General features: G+C 69.7%; 15 protein-coding genes. 7 read left to right on the top strand and 8 right to left on the bottom strand.

Features of this window, described 5'->3' with window-relative positions; translation table 11 throughout:
• Nucleotides 1-140 precede the first annotated feature (140 nt).
• Nucleotides 141-3,008 (top strand): response regulator, encoded by a 2,868-nt coding sequence (locus IT306_15220; protein MCC7369777.1) that lies wholly within the window; start codon nucleotides 141-143, stop codon nucleotides 3,006-3,008.
• Between the two features lie 24 nt (nucleotides 3,009-3,032).
• Here the strand turns inward: IT306_15220 and IT306_15215 are convergent, their stop codons facing one another.
• Together IT306_15215 and IT306_15210 are read right to left on the bottom strand one after the other, a co-directional pair.
• Nucleotides 3,033-3,383: an HNH endonuclease gene (locus tag IT306_15215; GenBank protein MCC7369776.1), complete on the bottom strand. Its 351-nt coding sequence runs from the start codon at nucleotides 3,381-3,383 to the stop codon at nucleotides 3,033-3,035.
• A 33-nt stretch (nucleotides 3,384-3,416) separates the two neighbouring features.
• Nucleotides 3,417-4,463, bottom strand: a complete 1,047-nt coding sequence (locus IT306_15210) for an aldose 1-epimerase family protein (protein MCC7369775.1) — start codon at nucleotides 4,461-4,463, stop codon at nucleotides 3,417-3,419.
• 156 nt (nucleotides 4,464-4,619) lie between these two features.
• Between IT306_15210 and IT306_15205 the strand changes: the two genes are divergently transcribed.
• The 3 genes from IT306_15205 to IT306_15195 all read left to right on the top strand — a co-directional run bounded on the left by IT306_15205 (nucleotide 4,620) and on the right by IT306_15195 (nucleotide 6,479).
• Nucleotides 4,620-5,609, top strand: a complete 990-nt coding sequence (locus IT306_15205; GenBank protein ID MCC7369774.1) for an extracellular solute-binding protein — start codon at nucleotides 4,620-4,622, stop codon at nucleotides 5,607-5,609.
• 90 nt (nucleotides 5,610-5,699) lie between these two features.
• Nucleotides 5,700-6,053 carry a type II toxin-antitoxin system Phd/YefM family antitoxin gene (locus IT306_15200; protein MCC7369773.1) on the top strand — a complete coding sequence of 118 codons (354 nt, stop codon included), beginning with the start codon at nucleotides 5,700-5,702 and terminating at the stop codon, nucleotides 6,051-6,053.
• A 126-nt stretch (nucleotides 6,054-6,179) separates the two neighbouring features.
• A complete protein-coding gene (locus IT306_15195; GenBank protein ID MCC7369772.1) occupies nucleotides 6,180-6,479 on the top strand; it encodes a putative toxin-antitoxin system toxin component, PIN family in 300 nt (99 codons plus the stop codon).
• Between the two features lie 30 nt (nucleotides 6,480-6,509).
• Here the strand turns inward: IT306_15195 and IT306_15190 are convergent, their stop codons facing one another.
• Nucleotides 6,510-7,394, bottom strand: coding sequence for an amidohydrolase family protein (locus IT306_15190; GenBank protein MCC7369771.1), 885 nt, complete (start codon nucleotides 7,392-7,394; stop codon nucleotides 6,510-6,512).
• Nucleotides 7,395-7,770: 376 nt separating this feature from the next.
• Between IT306_15190 and IT306_15185 the strand changes: the two genes are divergently transcribed.
• From IT306_15185 to IT306_15175, 3 genes are read left to right on the top strand one after another with little or no spacing between them, the layout of a single operon-like run.
• A complete protein-coding gene (locus IT306_15185; GenBank protein ID MCC7369770.1) occupies nucleotides 7,771-8,931 on the top strand; it encodes an acyl-CoA dehydrogenase family protein in 1,161 nt (386 codons plus the stop codon).
• Nucleotides 8,928-10,055 carry an enoyl-CoA hydratase/isomerase family protein gene (locus tag IT306_15180; GenBank protein MCC7369769.1) on the top strand — a complete coding sequence of 376 codons (1,128 nt, stop codon included), beginning with the start codon at nucleotides 8,928-8,930 and terminating at the stop codon, nucleotides 10,053-10,055. Before IT306_15185 ends, IT306_15180 begins: the two co-directional genes overlap by 4 nt.
• Before the next feature lie 25 nt (nucleotides 10,056-10,080).
• Entirely contained in the window at nucleotides 10,081-11,538 is a 1,458-nt protein-coding gene (locus IT306_15175; GenBank protein MCC7369768.1) for a sulfatase-like hydrolase/transferase, read from the top strand.
• Nucleotides 11,539-11,787: 249 nt separating this feature from the next.
• On the opposite strand, the gene IT306_15170 is transcribed toward IT306_15175, so the two are convergent.
• The 5 genes from IT306_15170 to IT306_15150 form a co-directional block, all read right to left on the bottom strand.
• Nucleotides 11,788-14,406 (bottom strand): response regulator, encoded by a 2,619-nt coding sequence (locus IT306_15170; protein MCC7369767.1) that lies wholly within the window; start codon nucleotides 14,404-14,406, stop codon nucleotides 11,788-11,790.
• Between the two features lie 56 nt (nucleotides 14,407-14,462).
• Nucleotides 14,463-15,323 carry a PHP domain-containing protein gene (locus IT306_15165; protein MCC7369766.1) on the bottom strand — a complete coding sequence of 287 codons (861 nt, stop codon included), beginning with the start codon at nucleotides 15,321-15,323 and terminating at the stop codon, nucleotides 14,463-14,465.
• Between the two features lie 118 nt (nucleotides 15,324-15,441).
• Nucleotides 15,442-15,858, bottom strand: a complete 417-nt coding sequence (locus tag IT306_15160; protein ID MCC7369765.1) for a hypothetical protein — start codon at nucleotides 15,856-15,858, stop codon at nucleotides 15,442-15,444.
• Between the two features lie 608 nt (nucleotides 15,859-16,466).
• Nucleotides 16,467-17,402, bottom strand: coding sequence for a cyclase family protein (locus IT306_15155; GenBank protein MCC7369764.1), 936 nt, complete (start codon nucleotides 17,400-17,402; stop codon nucleotides 16,467-16,469).
• A gap of 217 nt (nucleotides 17,403-17,619) precedes the next feature.
• A complete protein-coding gene (locus IT306_15150) occupies nucleotides 17,620-20,043 on the bottom strand; it encodes a penicillin acylase family protein (GenBank protein MCC7369763.1) in 2,424 nt (807 codons plus the stop codon).
• Nucleotides 20,044-20,281: the final 238 nt, after the last annotated feature.

Genomic DNA, 20,281 nt, shown 5'->3' with positions numbered 1-20,281 from the left:
CCGGAGCGGGGAAGCAGCGCGAGCCCTCTGACCAACCACGCATTGACCGGAGTCCCGTCCCTGCGTCCCACAGCCGGCCGTTCTCACAGAGGCGGGGCTGGCGGCCGCGATCATCTCCTGGAGAGCAGGCGGACCTCCTGATGCGCGCGTTCTTCTCGTTCGGCTGGCCACTCGCGGGTCAACCATCGATTCGCACTGCGCTCTCGCTGCTGCTGCTGGGCATCATCGCCCTGTACACCCTCACGCTGAGCGCCATGTTCGCGGCCTACGAGCATGGCCTTGAACGCCAGCACCTTGTCACGCTGGTCAACGGCGCTGCACACGCCACAGCCACGCTCGTGTCTGCACAGGTTGAGGAGCAGACCAACGCGCTGCGGATGGTCGCCGCCGATCCATCCCTCATCGACGAGCTGGACGGCCGGCGCTTTGACGCGCTGAACTCCCATCTTGAGCGCATCGGTCCGGTGAATCCGGCCTTCGGGCGGGTCGCCGTCATCGATACTGCTGGCCGCGTCGTCGCCAACAGCGTCATCGACAAGTCCCCGCTCGGCTCCGACTTCTCGACGCAGCCGCATGTGGTGACCGCGCTCACCCAGCAACGCGCCAGTGTTGGCGCGCCACGCCTCTCCAACAATGTCGTCACCGCGGACGCCCTCCCCGTCGTGCCGCTGGGCGTGCCCGTTGTCAGCACAGACGGTCGGACCATCGGTGTGCTCCAGGCCACCGTGCTGCTCCAGCGATTCGAGGCCGATCTCGCGGCGATTCGTGTCAACGGGACAGGCTACGTCACCGTGCAGAGCAGTGACGGGCACTACATCGCACACCCCGACGTTCGTCGCATCCTCACGCGCGATATCCTTCCAACAGAGGCCACCGGCAACCGCACGCGCTGCTCCTGGGACGCGAGCGGCGCCGAGTGCATCTCGTCCGAGCCGGTCCAGATCGAATCGACGGGTTGGCTGGTCAGCGTCCATCTGCCACATGCCGATCTTGACGCGACACGCCTGTGGCGTCTCGGCATCCTCCTCGGGGCGGCCGTCCTGACCGGGCTGCTGGCAACGGCGCTCGGCGTGGTGATCGCGCGACGGGTTGCTCAGCCGCTCGTCCGGCTGACGGCCACCGCCGAACGCGTCGCGACCGACGACGATGCCCTGTTGGCCGATCAGATACCAGCCACCCCCATCGCCGAGGTCAGGCGGCTGGCTGCTGCATTCGACCGCATGCAGGCCCGCTTGCGGCAGCATGCGGAGGATCAGCAGTTGGCCGAGGCGGCGCTCAAGCGGCAGGTCTCCCACCTGGAGATGCTCATCAGCCTCGATCAACGCGTGCGCTCATCAGACGGCGTTGACGCGGTGATCGCCGAGGTCATCAGCGCCTCCGCCGCCCTCCTGGATGCCCCGTTCGTCTCCTTCTGGACGACAAACGACCGCACACGCACGTTGAACCTGCGGGCAAACTCGGAGAGCGGGGACGGAATACCAGCCCCTCAGCTGCAAGCGCCGTATGGCGAGGGCGCGGCTGGCTGGGTGGCCGAGCATCGCCAGCGACTGGTCATCGACGACGTCTTTGCCGATGGCCGCTCGCTGGACCTCGACGGCTGGCGCAAGCGGGGGCTGCGCTCCTCACTCAACGTGCCCGTCAGCTACGAGGGCGAGATGGTCGGCGTGCTCTCGATCAACGGCCGCGAGCCGTTCAACCTGGACGCCTACGACGAACGCCTGCTCGACCTGTTCACGACCCAGGCCGCGACGGCGCTCCAGAGCGCCGCCCTCTACCGATCCCTGCACGAGGCAAACGCGGCGCTCGAAGTCTCCGTGCAGCACGCGAACGCGATGGCCGTGGCCGCGGAGCTGGCCAACGCAGCCAAGTCTCGGTTCGTCGCCACGATGTCGCACGAGATCCGCACCCCGATGAACGGCGTCGTCGGCATGACCGAGCTCCTCCTTGGCACGGACCTGACGTCCGAGCAGCGCGAGCACGTCCGCATGATCCAGGTCAGCGGCGACGCGCTGCTCCACGTCATCGACGACATCCTGGACTTCTCCAAGATCGAGGCCGGGCAGTTGCGGCTCGAATCGACGCCCTGCGACCTCCGGCTGCTGGTCGGCGACGTGCTGACGCTGCTCCAGAAACGCGCAGATGAGGCCAACGTCACCCTGTCGAGCGTCATCGCGCCGGACGTGCCGCCCGCGGTGCTGGGCGATCCGGTCCGTCTTCGGCAGATCCTGCTCAACCTCGTGGGCAACGCGCTCAAGTTCACGCAGGAGGGCTCGATCACCGTCCGCATCACCGTGGACGGCGAGGATGCCAATGGCTGCCGTCTGCGCCTTGTCGTCGCGGACACCGGCATCGGGATCTCGGAGGAGACGCTGCCGCTCCTGTTCAAGCCGTTCAGCCAGGCGGACTCCTCGACCACGCGTCGGTTTGGGGGCACCGGCCTGGGCCTCTCGATCTCGCGCCAGTTGGCGGAGCTGATGGGCGGCACGATCGCCGTCGAGAGCACGAGCGGCCAGGGCAGCACGTTCTCCGTGACGGTCTGCTTGCCCCGCGCGACGACGCCAGTCGATGCTCCGGACGTCGCCTCGCCGGTCGGTGGCCTACGGCAGCAGTACGCCGGCCGCCAGATCCTCCTCGCGGACGATGGCCTCATGAATCGCAAGGTGACGTCCCGGCTCCTCGAGCGGCTCGGCTGCACGGTCCACTGCGTGGAGAACGGGCAGGAGGCCGTCGAGGCTCTGACCCGTTCACGCTTCGACCTGGTCCTCATGGACTGCTACATGCCCGAGATGGATGGCTTCGCGGCGGCGGCAGCGTTCCGCGCCTGGGAAGCAGCCCAGCCCGGCCGCCCGCCACGGCATGTCCCGATCATCGCGCTCACCGCCAGCGTCACGGCAGAGGACCGTCAGCACTGTCACGCCTCGGGCATGGACGATTTCCTGACCAAGCCCTGTCGGGGCGACGACCTGAGCCGCACGCTGGACCGCTGGCTGCCGCCGGTCGCCGTCTAGCGCGAGGCTGGAGCAGCCTGGACCTCACCCAGAAACGGGACGCAGGCCGGCGGCGCGGCGGGCCAGCAGCATCTGCACGATCCGTTCGTAGCGCTCCGGGTCGGCCTGCCGCTTCTTCTTCGGGTCGGTGCGGCGGCCCTTCTCATGGTTGCAGCGGCTGTGCGCCAGCCCCAGGTTCGCCAGATCGTTCGTGCCGCCGTCCGTACGCGGACGGATGTGCTCCAGCGTCGCGCCCTCACCGGTCAAAGGGTCGAGCGCCAGCCGGCCGCCGCAGAAGAGGCACGGCCCTACCCACCGCCCCCGCTCGAAGACGAAGCGACAGTCACTCTCGGCCACCTGGACCTTGAGGAGCGTCGCCTTCGTCTGGCGGGTCATCGACAGGTGCTCACCGGGGCCGGGCGAGGCGGCTCAGGCGTCTCCGAGCGCTGCCGAGACTTCCAGGTTGTACTCACGGCGCTCGCCAACCTCCAGGATCGGCAGCGTGCCCCGGTCGCGGTTGTAGGCCCGGCCGCGCATGTCCGCGTTGCCCGGCTCGATACCCATCACGTAGGCGCGCTCCTTGAAGTTCCGCCACTGCCAGAGGAACGGCAGTTGCTCCTTGCGGTAGCGGATCGTCAGCGAGAGGCCGCGCCCACCCCCGAAGCCGGGGTTCAGCATGCGCGCCGAGGCCCAGCCGTCAGCGCCCGGGTTCACGTCGTGGACGACCACCCGCTCCTGGTAGCCGTAGGCCGGCCCCTGCACCTCTCGGGCGACGTCCACGATCTTCTGCGACTCGGCGTCGATGCCGTCCGTCCGCGCGACGTCCACCTCCAGGCGCGCGCCCTCGTCCAGCAGCGGGAAGCCGACGTTGAAGTGGTAGAGGATCATGTGGGCTTCGGGGCGGGTGCCGAGGTTCTCGACCATGTCGTGCAGCGTGAAGCGGTTCTCGCCCAGCCGGGCCGTGATCTCGCGCGTGAGCTGCAAGTGCTCGCCGTGGAACGAGATCTGGCGCATCTTCCCGCGCGCCCGCAGCACGTACTCGTCGCCATCCCAGTCGGTGTCCCAGGCGAGGCCACGCGCTGCCAGGGCGCTCGCCCGGCCGTGCAGCCCGAAGCGCTCGCCGCCATCCTCGGCCGGCTGGCCGTAGGTGTCCAGGCCGCCCGTCACAAAGAGGCCGCCCGGGAACGTCCGCAGCCAGTCGGACTCGTGCGCCGAGTAGTAGGCGGGATGGGCGTAGCCGACACCCGTCATGAACGAGAGCGGCACGCCGTCGATCTCGGCCAGCCCCACGTCCATCGCGCGGTCTGCCAGGACCGTGAAGCTCAGGCCGGCGCCCGTCCGAAACTCCAGCGCGCGCACGCCAGCCTCGGGGCCGTCCGTGTACGCCACCGGCCGAATCCCGGCCAACTGGCCCATGTCCGCCACGTACCGCGACAGCTCGGCGCGGGTCCAGGCTCTCCCGTAGAGCTGCACCATTCGTCCCCTCCCGCCAGCAATGCTGCTGATGGTGAGAGGATAGCGCGCCGACCACGATCGGTTGGACAACCTATTTGTCAGAGAGCATCTGGACATCGAGATGGCGCTGGTCTACGCTCGGCGACGAGACGCACAATCCTCGGAGGATGCAGTCCTATGCGGTCAGCCATCCGAGTCATCGTTCTGGCGCTGTGCGGCCTGCTGGCCGTCGGCGGAGGGGCGCTCCCCATGCAGGCACAGGCGCAGGCCCAGCCAGAAGTTGTCGCACACCACGCCGGCTCGCTCAACGGCGTGATGAACAACGACATCGGCCCGGGCTTCACAGCAGCCACCGGCTTCCCGTTCAAGAACACCGGCGGGCCGTCGGTCGGGCTGGCGAACCAGATCAAATCCGGCCAGATCCAGACCGACGTCTTCATGAGCGCCGACGCCGAGGTCAACGATCAGGTCCTGATGGGGCCGCCGAACGGCGACCTTGTCCGCTGGTACTTCATCATGTGCCGGCAGAAGATGGTGGTAGCGTACAGCCCGCAGGGTCGCTTTGCCGCCGACTTCGAGGCCGTGCGCGCCGGCCAGAAGCCCTGGTACGAGGCGCTCCAGCAGCCCGGGCTGGTGCTCAAGCGCTCTGATCCGCGCATCGATCCAGGCGGCTATCGCGGGGTCTTCACGCTGGCGCTGGCCGAGTCGTACTACGGCATCCCTGGCCTCAAGAACGCCGTCCTGGCGGGCGACGACAACGAGGAGCAGATCGCGACGGGCGCCTACGCCGGCCTGAAGGATGGCTCCATCGACGCCTACATCACCTATCTGACGAACGCCGTCGAGAACGATGTGCCGTACCTGGAGCTGCCGAAGGAAGTAGATCAGAGCGACCCGGCCCTCGCGCGGTTCTACTCGACGGCGGCCTACACCAATCCCCAGGGGCAGACCTTCCGGGGGACGCCGCTCGTCTACGGCGTGACGATCCCGACGAACGCCCGCAATCCTGAGGGGGCGGCGGCGTTTGTGCGCTATCTGGTGACCGAGGCCGGGCAGCAGGCGCTGGCAAAGCGCGGCTTCGCACCGTCCGAGACGCTGGTGGGCGGCGACGAAGCCGCCGTGCCGGAGTCGCTGCGGGGGCTGGTCCGAGGACGGTACGCACCGTAGCGGTGGTGCCGGTCAGACGGAGAAAGGCTGCCGCCGTGTGGTAGGCTGTACAGAGACGTACAGATCTGTACAGGAGTGGGAGTCTGACCTATGCCGTCACAAGATCCACCTACCGAGACCATCAACGTCACCGAGGCGCGGCGCAACTGGAGTGGGCTGCTCAGCCGCGTCTTCCGCAAAGAGGCCCGCGTCGTCGTCGAGAAGAGCGGCATCCCGGTGGCGGCCATCATCCCGTACCGCGAGTACGAGCTGTTCCTGCACATGAAGGCGCGCCGCGACGAACGCTTCAAGGCAATTGAAGCCCTGGCAGAACCCTTCAAGGATATCCCAGCAGAAGAGATCGAGCGCGAGGTTGCGAAGGCCATCGCCGAAGTCCGTGCTGAGAATCGTGAGCGTCGTGCGCAGGAACAGGCGACGCGTGAGCCGGCCGCCACGCGCCTATGAGGCGTACGGCCCTTGATACCAACACGCTGGCATCTGGTGCCGTGGGACTCCTCATCCAATCAAGCACGCCTGGACGATTGATCCGTGAGTGGCAGCGCGGGCGATACGAACTGATCCTGTCAGACCATCTTCTTCGCGGAGGTTGAGCGGACGCTGGCGAAGCCGTACTTCCGAGCACGGGTCTCGCCAGCCCGTCTGCTGGCGCTCCTCCAGATGCTCAAGGCTGAAGCAACCTTTGTCGAGATCACCGAGACGGTGGTCGGCGTCGCCACCCACCCAGAAGACGACCTCGTGCTGGCCACGGCAGCCAGCGCTCGTGCGGACTTCCTCGTGACCGGGGATCACGACCTGCTGCGTCTTGGCGAGTTTCGCGGGACGGTCATTGTGAGCCCGCGTGACTACCTGGCGATGCTGCCCGGCCTGTAGCCCGTCGAGTGCGAGGGCATGGGAATGACCCTATCGGCCGAAGAGGGCCTCGGCATTGCCAGATGCGATCCGCTCGGCGAGCTCCCGAGGCAACTGGCGTAGCCACGCCCGCACGTCGGCCATCAGCCTCGGGAGCTGCGGCCAGCGCGAGGGGATCCAGGTGTCCGTGCCGATCATGAAGCGGTCCGGGTACTTCGTGAAGAGGGCCGCCCAGGCCGGATCGATCTGGCCGCCACTGGCGATGTCCGTGCGGAGGGCCGTCTCAACCCAGACGTTGGCGCAGCGGGTCAGCACGTCGTCAATGGTGGCCGGCGAGGCGCTCATGCCGGCGTGCGCCCAGAGGATCTTCGCGTCCGAACGCACGCCTGCCAGCGCGACAACCCCCGCTGCGTCGGTGTGGGCGTGCAGGACGATGTCGTACTCGGCGGCGAGATCGGCGAAGCGGCGCGGCGCCCGGTTCGGCGTGTCGCCGGCCTCTATGTGGAACTCGCCGATGCCCCGGTAGCCGCCCTTCGCGAGCCGTTCCTCGACATAGGCGATCGCGCTGCCGTCGCCCGTCCAGGTCGTCATGTCGGCGCGAGTGCGGTACGGCCGCAGGACCGGCACGATCCGCCCCGGCGCGAACTGGACCAGGTGCAGAGTGCCGTCGTCGGGCGTGCTCGACATCAGGGCGCGGTACACGCCAGCCTGATCCATCAGCGCGATGATGTCCTGCGGTGAGAACAAGCCCCAGGCGTCCTGGCTGTAGTGGAGGTGGGTGTCGAAGATCGGGAAGTCGGCGTCCTGCGCGGCCGGGCTGGCGCTGGCCGGGGCCGGCCAGAGCGGCAGCAGCAGCACCGCCACCGTCAGCACGACGGCGAGGCGGGCATGGTGCGACCGGATGAGTCGGCCAGCTTGAATGACAGACGCGGCCATGCGTGTGTACCTCACCGTGCAAAGGCATGGTAGCAGCCGCCGCGCGAGAAACGGGCTGTGACTGCCCTGTGACGCCGGGGTACTCCACCGCCATGTAGGCGGTGCTATGCTTCGGGTGTCAGAGATGACTGACTCGCGAGAGGCAGTCAGACGCAACGGCAGACCGACGCGCAAGCGAATCGCCGATGCGGACGCAGGTGGGGTGACGGTCAGCGCCCCGTTCGCTCAGTGACCGACGACCCGGAGGGCGCAAGCTTTCCGGGTCGTTTGCCGTTCTCCGCTGGCGTCAGACGGGTGCGCTGCTGGACCAGTCAGCTCGCATCGTGTGGCTTCCAGCGGCCAGCGTCGGCTACCGTCACCCGGCGGGAGGCCCGCCATGGACTTCGAGCTGTCGGACGAGCAGCGCGCGTTCCAGCGTGCGGCGCGCGAGTTCGCCGCCCGCGAACTCCTGCCGTACGCCGCGCAGTGGGACGCCGAGGCCGTGTTCCCCCGCCAGACCATCGCGCGGGCCGGCGACCTCGGCTTCTGCGGCCTCTACACCGGCGAGCAGTATGGCGGCCTGGGGCTGCCTCGCCTCGATGCCGCCCTGGTCTTCGAGGAGCTGGCCGCTGCCTGCACGTCCACCACCGCCTTCATCACCATCCACAACATGGTCACCTGGATGGTCACGGCGTTTGGGCAGCCGGATGCAGCCGAGTACTGGGGACCGCAACTGGCGAGCGGCCAACTGCTCGGCTCGTATTGCCTCACCGAGCCGGGCTCTGGGTCGGATGCGGCTTCATTGCAGGCCCGTGCCGTCCGTGACGGTGACTGGTACGTCCTGAGCGGCAGCAAGGCGTTCATCTCGGGGGCCGGCGCCACCGACGTGCTGGTGGTGATGGCGCGCACCGGCGGCCCCGGACCCTCTGGGATCTCGGCGCTGCTGGTAGACGCCCGCAGTGTGGGCATCCGCTACGGCAAGAACGAGCACAAGATGGGCTGGAACAGCCAGCCGACCCGCGCCGTGTTCTTCGACGAGGTCCGCGTGCCGGCCGCCAATCGGCTTGGCGCGGAAGGCGCGGGCTTCAAGATCGCGATGCGCGGCCTGGATGGCGGGCGCATCAACATCGCGGCCTGCTCGGTGGGCGCGGCCCAGGGGGCGCTGACGCTGGCGCAACGCTACCTCCACGAGCGCCAGCAGTTTGGCAGGCCGCTGGCCGAGTTCCAGGCATTGCAGTTCCGGCTGGCCGACATGGCGACTGAGCTGATCGCGGCCCGCCAGATGGTCTACCTCGCCGCCTCACGGCTGGATCACGGGCACCCGGACGCCACCGTCTACTGCGCGATGGCCAAGCGCTTTGCCACGGACGTCGGCTTCGCGGTTTGCAATCAGGCCCTTCAGCTTCACGGTGGCTACGGCTACCTGCGCGACTATCCGCTGGAGCGGTACGTCCGTGATACTCGCGTGCATCAGATCCTCGAAGGGACCAATGAGATCATGCGGGTGATCGTGGCGCGCCGGATGCTCCAGGAGCACGCGACGGAGACGGTCCGATGAGTGCGTCAGCGGAGCCGGGCATCCTGTTCGACACCATCAGCACGGCCTCGGGCCACCGTTTCGGCCGGGCGACCCTCAACAACCCGGCCGTCCTCAACGCGCTGACGCTGCCGATGATCGACCTGCTCGATCCGCGACTCGTCGCCTGGGCCGAGGATCCGGACATTGCGGGCGTCGTGCTCGACGCCGTGGGTGACCGTGCGTTCTGCGCCGGCGGCGACGTCGTGGCGCTCAGCCACGCGATCCGCGCAGGCGCGCCCGGCGTGGTCCCGCCGATCTGCCTGGACTTCTTCGAGCGCGAGTATCGGCTGGACTACCGCATCCACACCTTCCCGAAGCCGCTCCTGTGCTGGGGCAACGGCTTCGTGATGGGCGGCGGCATCGGGCTGCTGGCGGGGGCCTCCCACCGCGTGGTGACGCCGACGACCCGCCTCGCGATGCCGGAGATCGGCATCGGCCTGTTCCCCGACGTGGCCGGGACGTGGTTCCTCTCGCGCATGCCGGGCAGGATCGGGCTGTTCCTGGCGCTGACCGGCGCGCCGTTGAACGCGCCGGACGCGAGATTCGCTGGCCTCGCGGACTTCGTCCTGCCGCACGAGCGCCTGTCCAGCGTGCTCGACGCCCTGGGCGGAGAGCGCTGGGCGGGTCAGCCGGACGCCGACGGCGCGCGCCTGAGCGGGTTGCTGGCCTGCTTCGCGACGCAGGACGTGCCGGCCTCGACGCTCCTGGCCCACCTTGACCGTATCGACACGGTCATCGGGCACGACCGGCTGCAGGATCTCGCCCCGCGCCTTGCCGCCCTCGCAGACGATGCCGATCCCTGGCTGTCCCGTGCGAGTCAGGCGTTCATGAAAGGCTCACCGACCTCGGCGGCACTCGCGTTCGAGCTGCAACGGTGGGCGCGCCACCGCTCGCTGGCCGAGGTCTTCCGTCTGGAGTATCAGGCAGCCGTCGGGTGCAGCGCCCACCACGATTTCGCGGAGGGCGTGCGCGCGCTGCTGATCGACAAGGACCGGCAGCCTCGGTGGCAGCCGGCAACGCTGGACGAGGTCACCCTGGCCTGGATCGCCGATCACCTGGCCCCCCGATTCGCCGGCCCGCACCCGCTCGTCGACCTCCTCTGACCGACATTCACTGCTGGGAGTGCGCGTGAACCGACCGACCGACTCTCGACCGAACGTCATCCTGATCGTCAGCGACGACCAGGGGTACGGTGACCTCTCCTGCATGGGTGCGACGGACTTCCGTACGCCCCGCCTCGACGAGCTTGCCCGTTCCGGTGCGCGCCTCGCCGAGTTCTGCGTCAACTCGCCGGTCTGCTCGCCGTCCCGCGCCAGCCTGCTGACCGGGCGTTACCCCGGCTACGCTGGCGTCCGCAACATCCTGATGGCCCACCGCGACACGCCCGGCCTCGCGCCGGACGTGCCGACGCTGGCCGAGGCGTTGCGCGACCAGGGCTACCACACGGGCCTCGTCGGGAAGTGGCACCTGGGCGCGGCAGACGGCGCGCGGCCGGCCGAGCGCGGCTTTGCAGAGTCGTTCGGGCACCTGGGCGGCGCGTTCGACTTCTACTCTCACCTGATCTGGGGCGCTGCCAACCGCGAGGTGGTCCGAAACGGCAAGAAGGGTATCGGCTTCCTGGTGCACGATCTCTGGGAGAACGGTGAGGAGGTCTGGCGCGACGGCGAGTACGCCACCGAGATGTTCGGGGAGCGCGCCGTCCAGTTCGTGCGCTCGGCGGCCCAGCGCGACGAGCCGTTCTTCCTCTACCTCGCCTTCAACGCGCCCCACCACCCGATGCACGCGCCCCAGAAGTACAAGGACCGCTTCCCGCACTTGAAGGCTGACCGCCAGATCATGGCCGCCATGATCAGCGCGATGGACGACCAGATCGGCTTCGTCATGGACGAGCTGGAGCGCCAGGGCGTCCGCGAGAATACCATCGTCATGTTCATGAGCGACAACGGCCCTTCGCGGCAGTCCCGAAACTGGTTGGACGGCAGCCTGGACTGGTACTACGGCGGCTCCTCGGGGCAGTTGACCGGCCACAAGTTCAGCCTGTTCGAGGGCGGGATCCGGGTGCCGGGCATCATCTCCTGGCCGGCCCAGATCCCCGGCGGGCAGGTGGTAGACGGGCTGGCGCTCGGGATCGACATCTTCCCGACGCTCCTGCGGGCGGCCGGCGGCGACACGGCCCGGTACACGCTCGACGGCCAGGACTTGCTGCCGATGGTGGCCCAGGAAGCCGGCTCGCCGCACCAGGACGAGGACGTGTTCTGGGAGATCGGCGTGCAGACGGCCGTCCGGCGGGGCGACTGGAAACTGGTGCTCAACGGGTTGCTGATCGACGATCTGCCCCAGCGCGAGCCGGTCCACCTCTCCAACCTGAAAGACGACCTGGGCGAACGCACCAACCTCGCCGCCGAGCAGCCGGCCCTGGTGGCCGAGATGCGGGCCGCTGCCGACCGCTGGCGGGCCGGCATCGAAGCCGAGTGGGAGCGCAAACACGCCGCGCGGATGGTCGGCGAGAACGCGTTTGCGGTGACAGACTCGTCCGGGCTGAAAGTCTACGACAACCCGAACAACCCGGCCATCGGCGACACGTAGGCAGCAGGGCGATGGCATGTTGATGTCGTCGTGCCGCCGCGTCGGGGCTTGAAAGCCCCGCCTACCATCCTGCAGTCGCTGCGCGACGCGCCAGTCGCACCAGTGCCGGCCGTTCCCAACGGCCGTCGCGCAGCGACAGCGTGACTGTAGGCGGGGACTTCAGTCCCCGACCGCCCGTTCCATGATGCTTCGGGGACACCAATGAACATGCAATCGCCCTGGCGGCGTTCGAGCGCAGGGATGGCGGCGTCAGGCGAGCGCGTGCGCGTCCAGCGGGATCACCCCCAGCTCGCGGGCCCGCGCCACGGCCTCCGTGCGTCCGGTCACGCCGAGCTTCGCGTAGGCCTGCCCGAGGTGGTACTTGATCGTCTTCTCGGTGACGGTCAGCCGCTCGGCGATCTCGCGGTTGCGCGCGCCGGATGCCGCCAGCCGCAGCACCTCGATCTCGCGCTCGGTCAGCAGCTCCGGCAGCCGCTCGCGCGTCGCCAGCTCCCCGAACCGGTCCAGCAGGCGTGAGGCCATCACCGGCTGCACCAGCGAGCCGCCCTGGTGGACGGTCTTGATCGCCGCTGCCAGCTCGTCGGGGCCGGCGTCCTTCAGCAGATAGCCGCGCGCGCCAGCCCGCAACGCCTCGAACAGGTGCTCGTCCTGGGCAAAGGTCGTCAGGATCAAAACGCGCGCCTCGGGCCACTGCTCGCGCAGGGCCTGGATCGCGCCGACGCCGGACAGCCTGGGCATTTGCAGGTCCATCAACACGACGTCTGGCCGCAGCGCCAGCGCCCGCTCGACGCCCTCGACGCCATCCTCGGCCTCGCCCATTACGGCCACGTCGGGGCGGCCGTCGAGCAGCCGGCGGATGCCCTCGCGGGCCAGCGGGTGATCGTCCACCAGCAGCACCCGCACCGCCTCGGTGGACGCCGGGCCGACGTACCCGGGCGCATCGGGCCGCCGCTCGTCGGAGAGGGCCGCCTGTCCACGGATGCGCGCCCCCCAGCCTGGCGCGCTCTCGACATCCAGCCGCCCGCCGATCAGCCGCATCCGCTCCTGCATACTGGTCAGCCCGAAGCCGCCGCCGTCGGCGCGGATCTCGCCGGCGTGGGCTTCGGTCGGGTCGAACCCGACGCCGTCATCCGCCACCAGGAACTGCAGGTGCCGAGCCTCACTCGTCTGGAGGTACTCCAGCTCCACGCGGACCCTGCTGGCCTGGGCATGCTTCTCGACGTTGTGCAACGCTTCCTGCACCACGCGGAGGATCGCCGCCGCCTGCTCGCCGGGCACCTTGGGCGGCTCGCCGCGCGCCGCGAATGTCGCCGTCAGCCCCGTCCGCCGCCCGAACCCGGCCACCTCGTCCGCCAGCGCTTCGGCCAGCGAGCGGCCGTCGAGCGGCGAGGGCGCCAGTCCCCAGACGGCCCGCCGGGCCTCGGCCAGGGAGCGCCGCGCCAGTGAGCGCGCCTCGCCAACCAGCCGGTTGGCCTCGGCACCGGGCGGCATCAGCCGCTCGGCCGCCTCCAGCTGCAACGTGATCGCCGTCAGCCCCTGGGCCAGCGTATCGTGCACCTCGCGAGCCAGCCGGTTGCGCTCCTCGGCCATGCCCAGCTCGCGGGCGCGAGCGTACAACTGGGCGTGCTCGATGGCCACCGCCGCCGACTGCGCGATACCCATCGCCAGCTTCAACTGCCGCTCGGTGAAGCCCTGGCCGGCCTCCCAGACGGGCAGCGCCGCCATCCCGACCAGCCGATCCCGCACCACCAGCGGCACCTGCATCACCGCTGCGAACGGCACAGCGGCCAGGAAGTCTGGCGGGATGCCGCGGAACTGGGCCGGGTTGTCGATGACCAGCGGCCGGCGCAGATCGTTCATCAGGGCGCCGAGCGGCTCGTTGAGCGGAAAGCTGTACTGGTAGAACGCCCGCTCAATGGTCTCCAGGGCTGCGTCTGCGCGTGCGGCCTCCTTCAGCTCCTGGTCATCAGCGCCACTGTAGGCGGCCCGGGGGACCAGCGCCTGGCGCGACTCGTCGTACAGGTAGATGGCGCAGGTCGGCAGGGTCAGCGCCCGCGTCAGCGACCGCCCCACCACCGGCAGCGTCTGCTCCAGATCGAGCGATGCGCTGATCGCCTGGCTGGTCTCGAAGATCGTTTCAAGCTGCCGGCGGACCAGCTCCTCGCGCTTGTAGAGGTGCAGCGCCTCGACCACGGGGGAGATCTGCTCGGCGATGCGCGCCGCCATGACAAGGTCGGCCTGGGTGTAGACGCCGGCCTCGTGGTGGTGGAACTCCAGCATCCCGGTGATGCGCCGCCCGAGCCGCATCGGCACGATCAGCGCCGCGCGCGCGCCGGCCTGTACGGCCTGCCGCAGCTTTCTGGCGCTCAGGCGCTCCTTCCAGGGAGACGCCTGGAGGTCGTCCACGATCAGCGGCTGGCCGTCTCGCATCACGGCGGCCAGCCCCGAGCGGTCGATGGTCTCCATCTCGCCGGGGCGCTCGGATTCGGGCAGGCCGGCCATCTGCTGAAGGCTGCAGTACGACTGGCCGTCCTCGATCCAGCCGATATCGACGCCGTGGTGCGCGATGAACCGCTCGGCGGCCTCGGAGAGGCGGCGCAGCGCGATCTCCGGCTCAAGCTCGCCGCCGACGACCTCGCCGGTCACGGTCAGCAGCCGGTCGAGCTGGCCCTCGCGGGTGCCGAGCGGATCGGAGATGCCACCCAGGTGATCGAGCCAGCCGCGATAGCCGTTGACGCCGGCCGGCTCGCCGTTGACATCGGCCGGCTCGCCGTTGACGCCGGCCGGCTCGCCGTTGACATCGGCGTCGGATGGGGGCGTGCTGGACGGGCTCGTACCGGGTTCTGGCTCAGCGTCTGGCGCGATCATCCTGCAGTCATTCTACGCCGCGCTGGCCAGGAGTCCAGCATTTGCCAGACGAGAGGCTACTTCCGAAGCTGCGCCCGCTGCCGCTCCGCCAGCCGATCCAGCACCGATGGCGGGATCTCCACCGAGCCGGGGTAGTTCACGACCGCTTCATGGCCGGCCAGCGGGAACCCGTGGTAGTCCGAGCCACCCGTCGGCAGGATGTTCAGCCGCTCGCAGATCGCCAGCAGCGCCTGCACCTTCTCCGGGCCGTACCCCTGGTAGTAGGTCTCGACGCCGTCCAGGCCAGCCTCGGCCAGCCCGGGCAACTGCTCCAGGATGTTCTTGCCCTCGTAGGGATGCGCCACGATGGCCAGCCCGCCCACGCGGTGCACCATCGCGATGGCGTCCTCCGGCGAGAGCTTGTCGCGGGGGACATCGCCGGGGCCGCCATAGGCCAGCCACTTCTCGAACGCCTCGGGCATCGCCTTCACGTAGCCGGCTTCGAGCAGGGCCTGCGCCACGTGTGGCCGCCCGACCGACGCCTCGCCGGCGATCTCGAACACCCGCGCTGCGCTGATGTTGACGTCGACCTCGGCCAGGTTCGAGACGATCTTGTGGACGCGGGCGACGCGCCCCTCGCGGAAGCGGGCCATCGTCTCCTGGAACTCGGCGTCTCGGTAGTCCAGGAACAGCCCGAGCATGTGCATGTCGCCGCTGCGGCTGTCGGTCCCCAGCTCGACGCCTGGGATGACCTCGACGCCGAGCCGCTGGCCCTCGGCCATCGCCTCGTCCACGCCGGCCGTGGTGTCGTGGTCGGTGAGGGCCATCCGCCGGACGCCGCCCTGGTGAACGAGCCGCACCAGCTCCGTGGGCGTCAGGCGGCCATCCGACTTGTTCGTGTGCAGGTGCAGATCGATCTTGCCAGTGGACTCAGGCATCAAAACCTCGACACGCTCGCGCTCCGGGAACTGTATCCGGTCGCGGCGCAGCGGCTCCAATGCCGTCAGCGCCCGGCGCAGCCGAGCCGACCGACCGTGCGGCCCGGCAGACGCCGTCTCAGAGGATCTCGACGGCCGCCTTGGCGCTCGACGCGCCGCCCCGCCCCTCAACGCTGACCGTCAGCTCGTGGATGCCGGGCACGCACTTCTCGTTCACGACGTAGTCGATGGTCCGGGTCACGGTCTGGCCGGGCAGCAGCAGGCCGTTTCGCGTGGTGATGGCAGCGTCGCCGGTCGGGTCGAGCCAGACGCCCTTGACGACGATGGTCTGGAGCCGCGCCGAATTGTTGACGATGGAGATGGTCGCCGCGACCGTCTCACCCTGCGCGGCGCGCTCCTGCACCGCGAGCGACACTGACAGATCGGGATTCTGCGCCGTCTCGGTCTGGCCGAGCGCGACTGGCACGCTGACCATCGTCTGAACGCTGAGCAGCAGGGCGAACAAGGCCGCCATCAGCAGGCGTACACGCGACATCGATCTCAACTCCCGGGGAAGAGTGTCTCGCACAGCAGCCGCTTGTGCCAACAGGCAAGACCTCACCGCGCAGCGGGCTAGGGGGTGAGGTTGCCGCGGGCATGCACCATGGAGGTTTCGCTATGGCGCCGGGCTCCTACAAGCAGGGTAGCGCCGACGCCGATGGCTGGCTGTCACTGGGGAGACGGCCAGCCTGTCAGCAAGAGGACGCCTGACAGCTCGGTCCAGGCCTGACGCGCCACGCGATGGGGGACGGGCGGCCAGCAGCCTGGGTTCTGTCTACGTGCGTAACGGGCGGCACGCGAGTCGGGTGCAGCCCTGTTAGGAAGCGAACAGCCTCAGGCGGATGGCGCGATGCTCTGCGAGGCGACGGTCAGGCGCAGATCCGGCTCGCCGAGGAGGCCTGCGAGCGCATCCAGCTCGCCCTCAACCGCCCCGAGCAGCGCGGCGGCCTCGTCCGCGCGGCCACGCCGGCGCTGGGGCCGTCTGCCGGGCCGGGGGTCAGGGCCGCGCCACACCCTCAGGACGCGCGCTCGCAGTGTACCAGGAGGGATGCCAGGGAACGGACCACCCACGGGGCCAAGCCCTGACACGCGCCGTGCGCCGCCTCAGAAGATCGCGATGGGGTTCGTCATCGACGCGGTGCCACCCACCAGCTTGAGCGGCGCGATGACCAGCATGAATGCCCACCGCGAGCGCTCGGCGCAGGCCACGGCGATATCGTCCAGGTTCTGGTTGTCGAGCAGTTGTGCGCCCATCGCCACCAGCGTCAGGACGTGAATCGGGTGGGAACAGCAGTCAAACGGGTGCTCGCGGTAGTCGCTGACGCCGTCCGACCCGAGCAGCGCGATGTCCCGGTCCTTGAGCCACGGCCCGACCTCGTGATGCAGCCCGGCCAGCGTGACGCGGCTGTCCCACGGCCCCTTGGCCTTGCGGCGGACGTGGCGGCCGGTCCGGACCAGCAGGATGTCGCCCGGCTCGACGCGCAGGCCGGCCGCCGCCTCGGCCGCCTCCAGGTCCGCCACCGAGATCGACTGGTTCGGCTCCAGGAAGTCGACGCCCTTGAGCCGGGGGATGTCCAACAGGACGCCCCGCGAGACGATGCCGTCCTGGCCGATGGTGATGGCGTTCGCCTTCGCGCCCATCGACGTGACGGCGGTGACGGGCCGGCCGTTGTAGATCTGGCCCTGCCACGCGAAGTGGCAGAGGGCGTCCAGGTGGGAGTGGGCCTGCCCATGCGGCGAGACCGCCAGATGGTCGGCAATCGAGGTGACGGTGACGCCGTCCACCACGTCGCCGGCGCGGACCATCAGATGGACGGCCGGGGAGATGTTCTCGGCGTCGCCCACGGTGTTGATCGGATGGGCGAGGCTGACCGTCGTCCCCTCCCGCACGAGGCCGGCCGCCTGGATGCGCTTCTCCGGCGTGATCAGGTTGAGCGCGCCACGCTCGTCGTCCGCGCCCCAGCGGCCCCAGTTGCTGCACCGGTCGAAGATCGGCTGAAACTCCTTGACGCCGAGGCGTTCACGGGTGGGTGCGGTCATGGCGGTCCCTCCATCGGTCGGGCGTGGCAGCGGCGCTGTCGGCGAGCGTCGCCCGCCCTGCACGTCTGCGTACGACGTACGTCTGCGTACGACTGGCCGCGCACGTCCGTGTGCGGCTGACCATACTGTAGTCCGGACGGCTGCCGGCCCTCACCTGGACTCGCAGGATACAGCCCTCACCCCAGCCCGCTCCCAGAGGGAGAGGGTGTTGTCCTCGCTACGGCTCCAGGCGGGTCTCGCCGGCCTTCGCGGCCTCCACGGCGGCCGGGCTGAACGGCAGGGGCAACGGTTCGCACCGCACCCACGGATCGACCATGTCGGCGTAGTGCGGCGAGCCGGGCAGGCCGGACTGGCCGGTCGTCAGGACGGCGGTGGTGGCGTCCAGGTCGCCCAGGTCCACGACGAGGCGGTACTCTGGCCCGGAGACCACGTCGAACGGCTCGTCGTGCGAGAAGCTGTTGGCGTTGAGGACGTAGCCGGTGCCGGCCACCTCGCGGGGGGCGGTGCTGAACAGACCGTCCGTGCCGGGCCGGCCGTCCAGCGGGTGCACGAACGACACTTGATGGACCGCGCCCCAGCGCCAGCCGGCCGTGTCCGCCCCGAAGCGCGCTTCGAGATCGGCAAGGGTCTGGGCGGCCGTCTCCTCGGCCACGGCGGCGATGCTCGTGCTCTGGCCGAACCAGTCGGCGGGCGTGCCCTGGCTCAACAGGCGCATCGCGAGGCCGGAGCCTGCCCCCAGCGAGCCGAGGAACGGCTGCACCTCGGCCGGGAGCCGCGCCGCGATGACCCGCCGCTGCCACCCCTCGAAGAACGCCTCGAAGACGGTGGCCGCGACGCTGTCAGCGCTCATCTGGCGGCTCCAGCCGTCCAGCAGGCCGAGCAGGCGCGCACCAGCCGCCCCGCCGCCGATCAGCGCGGGCAGCTTCGGCAAGACCTCGGCGGCCCGGCCGTTGCCGGTATCGGCGTGCATGGCCCGCATGTCGTCCGCCGAGAGGGTGCGGCCATCGTCCAGCAGTTGGCGCAGCCGCGCGGCGCGGTGGCCGGGCGCCCACCAGCCGTAGAGCGGGACGGTCTGCTCGTCCACGGCGACGGGCCGATTGTTGGCCGTGCCGACCCATCCGCGCGCGGGGTCTTCCAGGCGCGGCAGATCGTCGAACGGGATGTAGCCGGTCCAGGCATGGGCCGGGTCGTTGGCCGGGCGGTAGCCGCGCGAGAGGTCACCGGTCCCACGGATCGGGATGCTGCCGGTCGCCTGCCAGCCGATGTGCCCGTCCACGTCGGCGTAGACGAGGTTGAAGATCGGGAGCCGCCAGCCAGACAGGGCCGCGCGAAAGCTCGCCCAGTCCGAGGCGCGGTTCATATCGAGCAGGGCCTGGACATCGCCGACGATCTCCTGGCCGGTCCAGCGGACGCTGAGGGCGGTCGGCTCGCCGTTCGGGCCGGCCTCGGGCGCGAGCGGCACGATCTCGTCGACCAGCGGCCCGCGCACGGTCTCGCGGATGGTGATAGTCTCCTCGGCCGCGTCCTTGACCGAGATGGTCTCGGTGCGGGACGCGAGGGCCGTCCAGGTATCGCCGTCACGGTACTGGGTGGAGTCGTCAGGGTTGAGCGTCTCGACGTAGAGATCGCGCGGGCTGGCGACGAGGTTGGTGATGCCCCAGGCGATGCGGTCGTTGTGGCCGAACCAGATACCGGGCGTGCCAGGGTAGCCCGATCCCGTCGCGTCGTAGCCGGCGCCCGAGAGGTGGACCTGATACAGCCCGGCCGGCAGCATGTACGGCAGGTGCGGGTCCGAGGCGAGCATCGCGCTGCCGGACGCCGAGCGCGACGCCGACACGGCCCAGTTGTTGGAGCCGCCGGCCGTGTCCGCGCCGCCGGTCCCCGCCCCCACCAGCCGGCCGGCGCCCGACGGCAGGATCGTCTCGTCGGCGGCCTCGGTGGTGAGGAAGTCCGCGCCGAGATCCGCTCCGAGGAAGCGGTTGGCGGCCTCGCCGGCGGCGATGTTCTCTAGCCGGCCGGTCAACTGCCAGAAGAAGGCGCGCATCAGGGCGATGGAGTCACGCACGGCCCACGGCTCGGGCGTGTACTCCAGGATCTCGAACTCGACGGGAAGCTGGCTGCCGATGGCCGTCAGATGGCTCATCCAGGCGTTGATGCCGGCCGTGAAGCCGTCGAGAGCGGTGGCGGCCTCCTCGGAGAGGGTCGGGATCTCCCCGTCGGCCAGCCGCCCGAGGCCGAGCAGGCGGTGGCGGCGGTCGGAGGCGACGGCGCTTGGCCCGAGGATCTCGGCCAGCCGCCCCAGCGCCCGGCGACGGTAGTAGTCGATCTGCCAGAGCCGATCCTGCGCCAGCGCGAAGCCGTACCCAACGAAGAGGTCGCGAGCAGTCTCGGCGTAGATATGGGGCGTGCCGGTGCCGTCGCGGACGATACGGACGGGCCGCTCGACGGCGCTCTTGAGGGTGAGGCTCGCGGGCGGCAGCTGGGCGGCCAGCAGGGCGTCGCGAGCGGCGTCCAGGTGGTCTGTCGTGACGCCGGCCGCCCTGGCCGCGGCCTCGCGGGTGGTCTGCCCCCGCAGCACGCCGAGCAGCACTGCTCGCTCGACTGTGCCACCGTTCGCGCGCTGCTTGTTGCTCGCCGGCATCGTGCCTCCTCGTGCGCGCCGGCCCGGCTGGCGAGGATGGGGAGGGGGCGGCAGCGCGCCGGCATTCTACACAGGTCAGCCTTCCCACCTCACTCCAGCCTGACGAGCGCCGCTGCTTGGGCAGCATGCACAGAACACGGATGCAGGACGGACGCAAGATGCGATATCACCCTTCGATGGAGGGATTGCCGACCCCGAAAATCTGGCCGTGGCTAGCCAATGCTGAACCGGGCACATT

The sequence above is a fragment of the Chloroflexota bacterium genome, from assembly GCA_020850535.1.
Lineage (GTDB): Bacteria > Chloroflexota > UBA6077 > UBA6077 > JACCZL01 > JADZEM01.
Note: the sequence above shows the minus strand (reverse complement) of the source record. Positions and strands in the feature narration are given on the sequence as shown.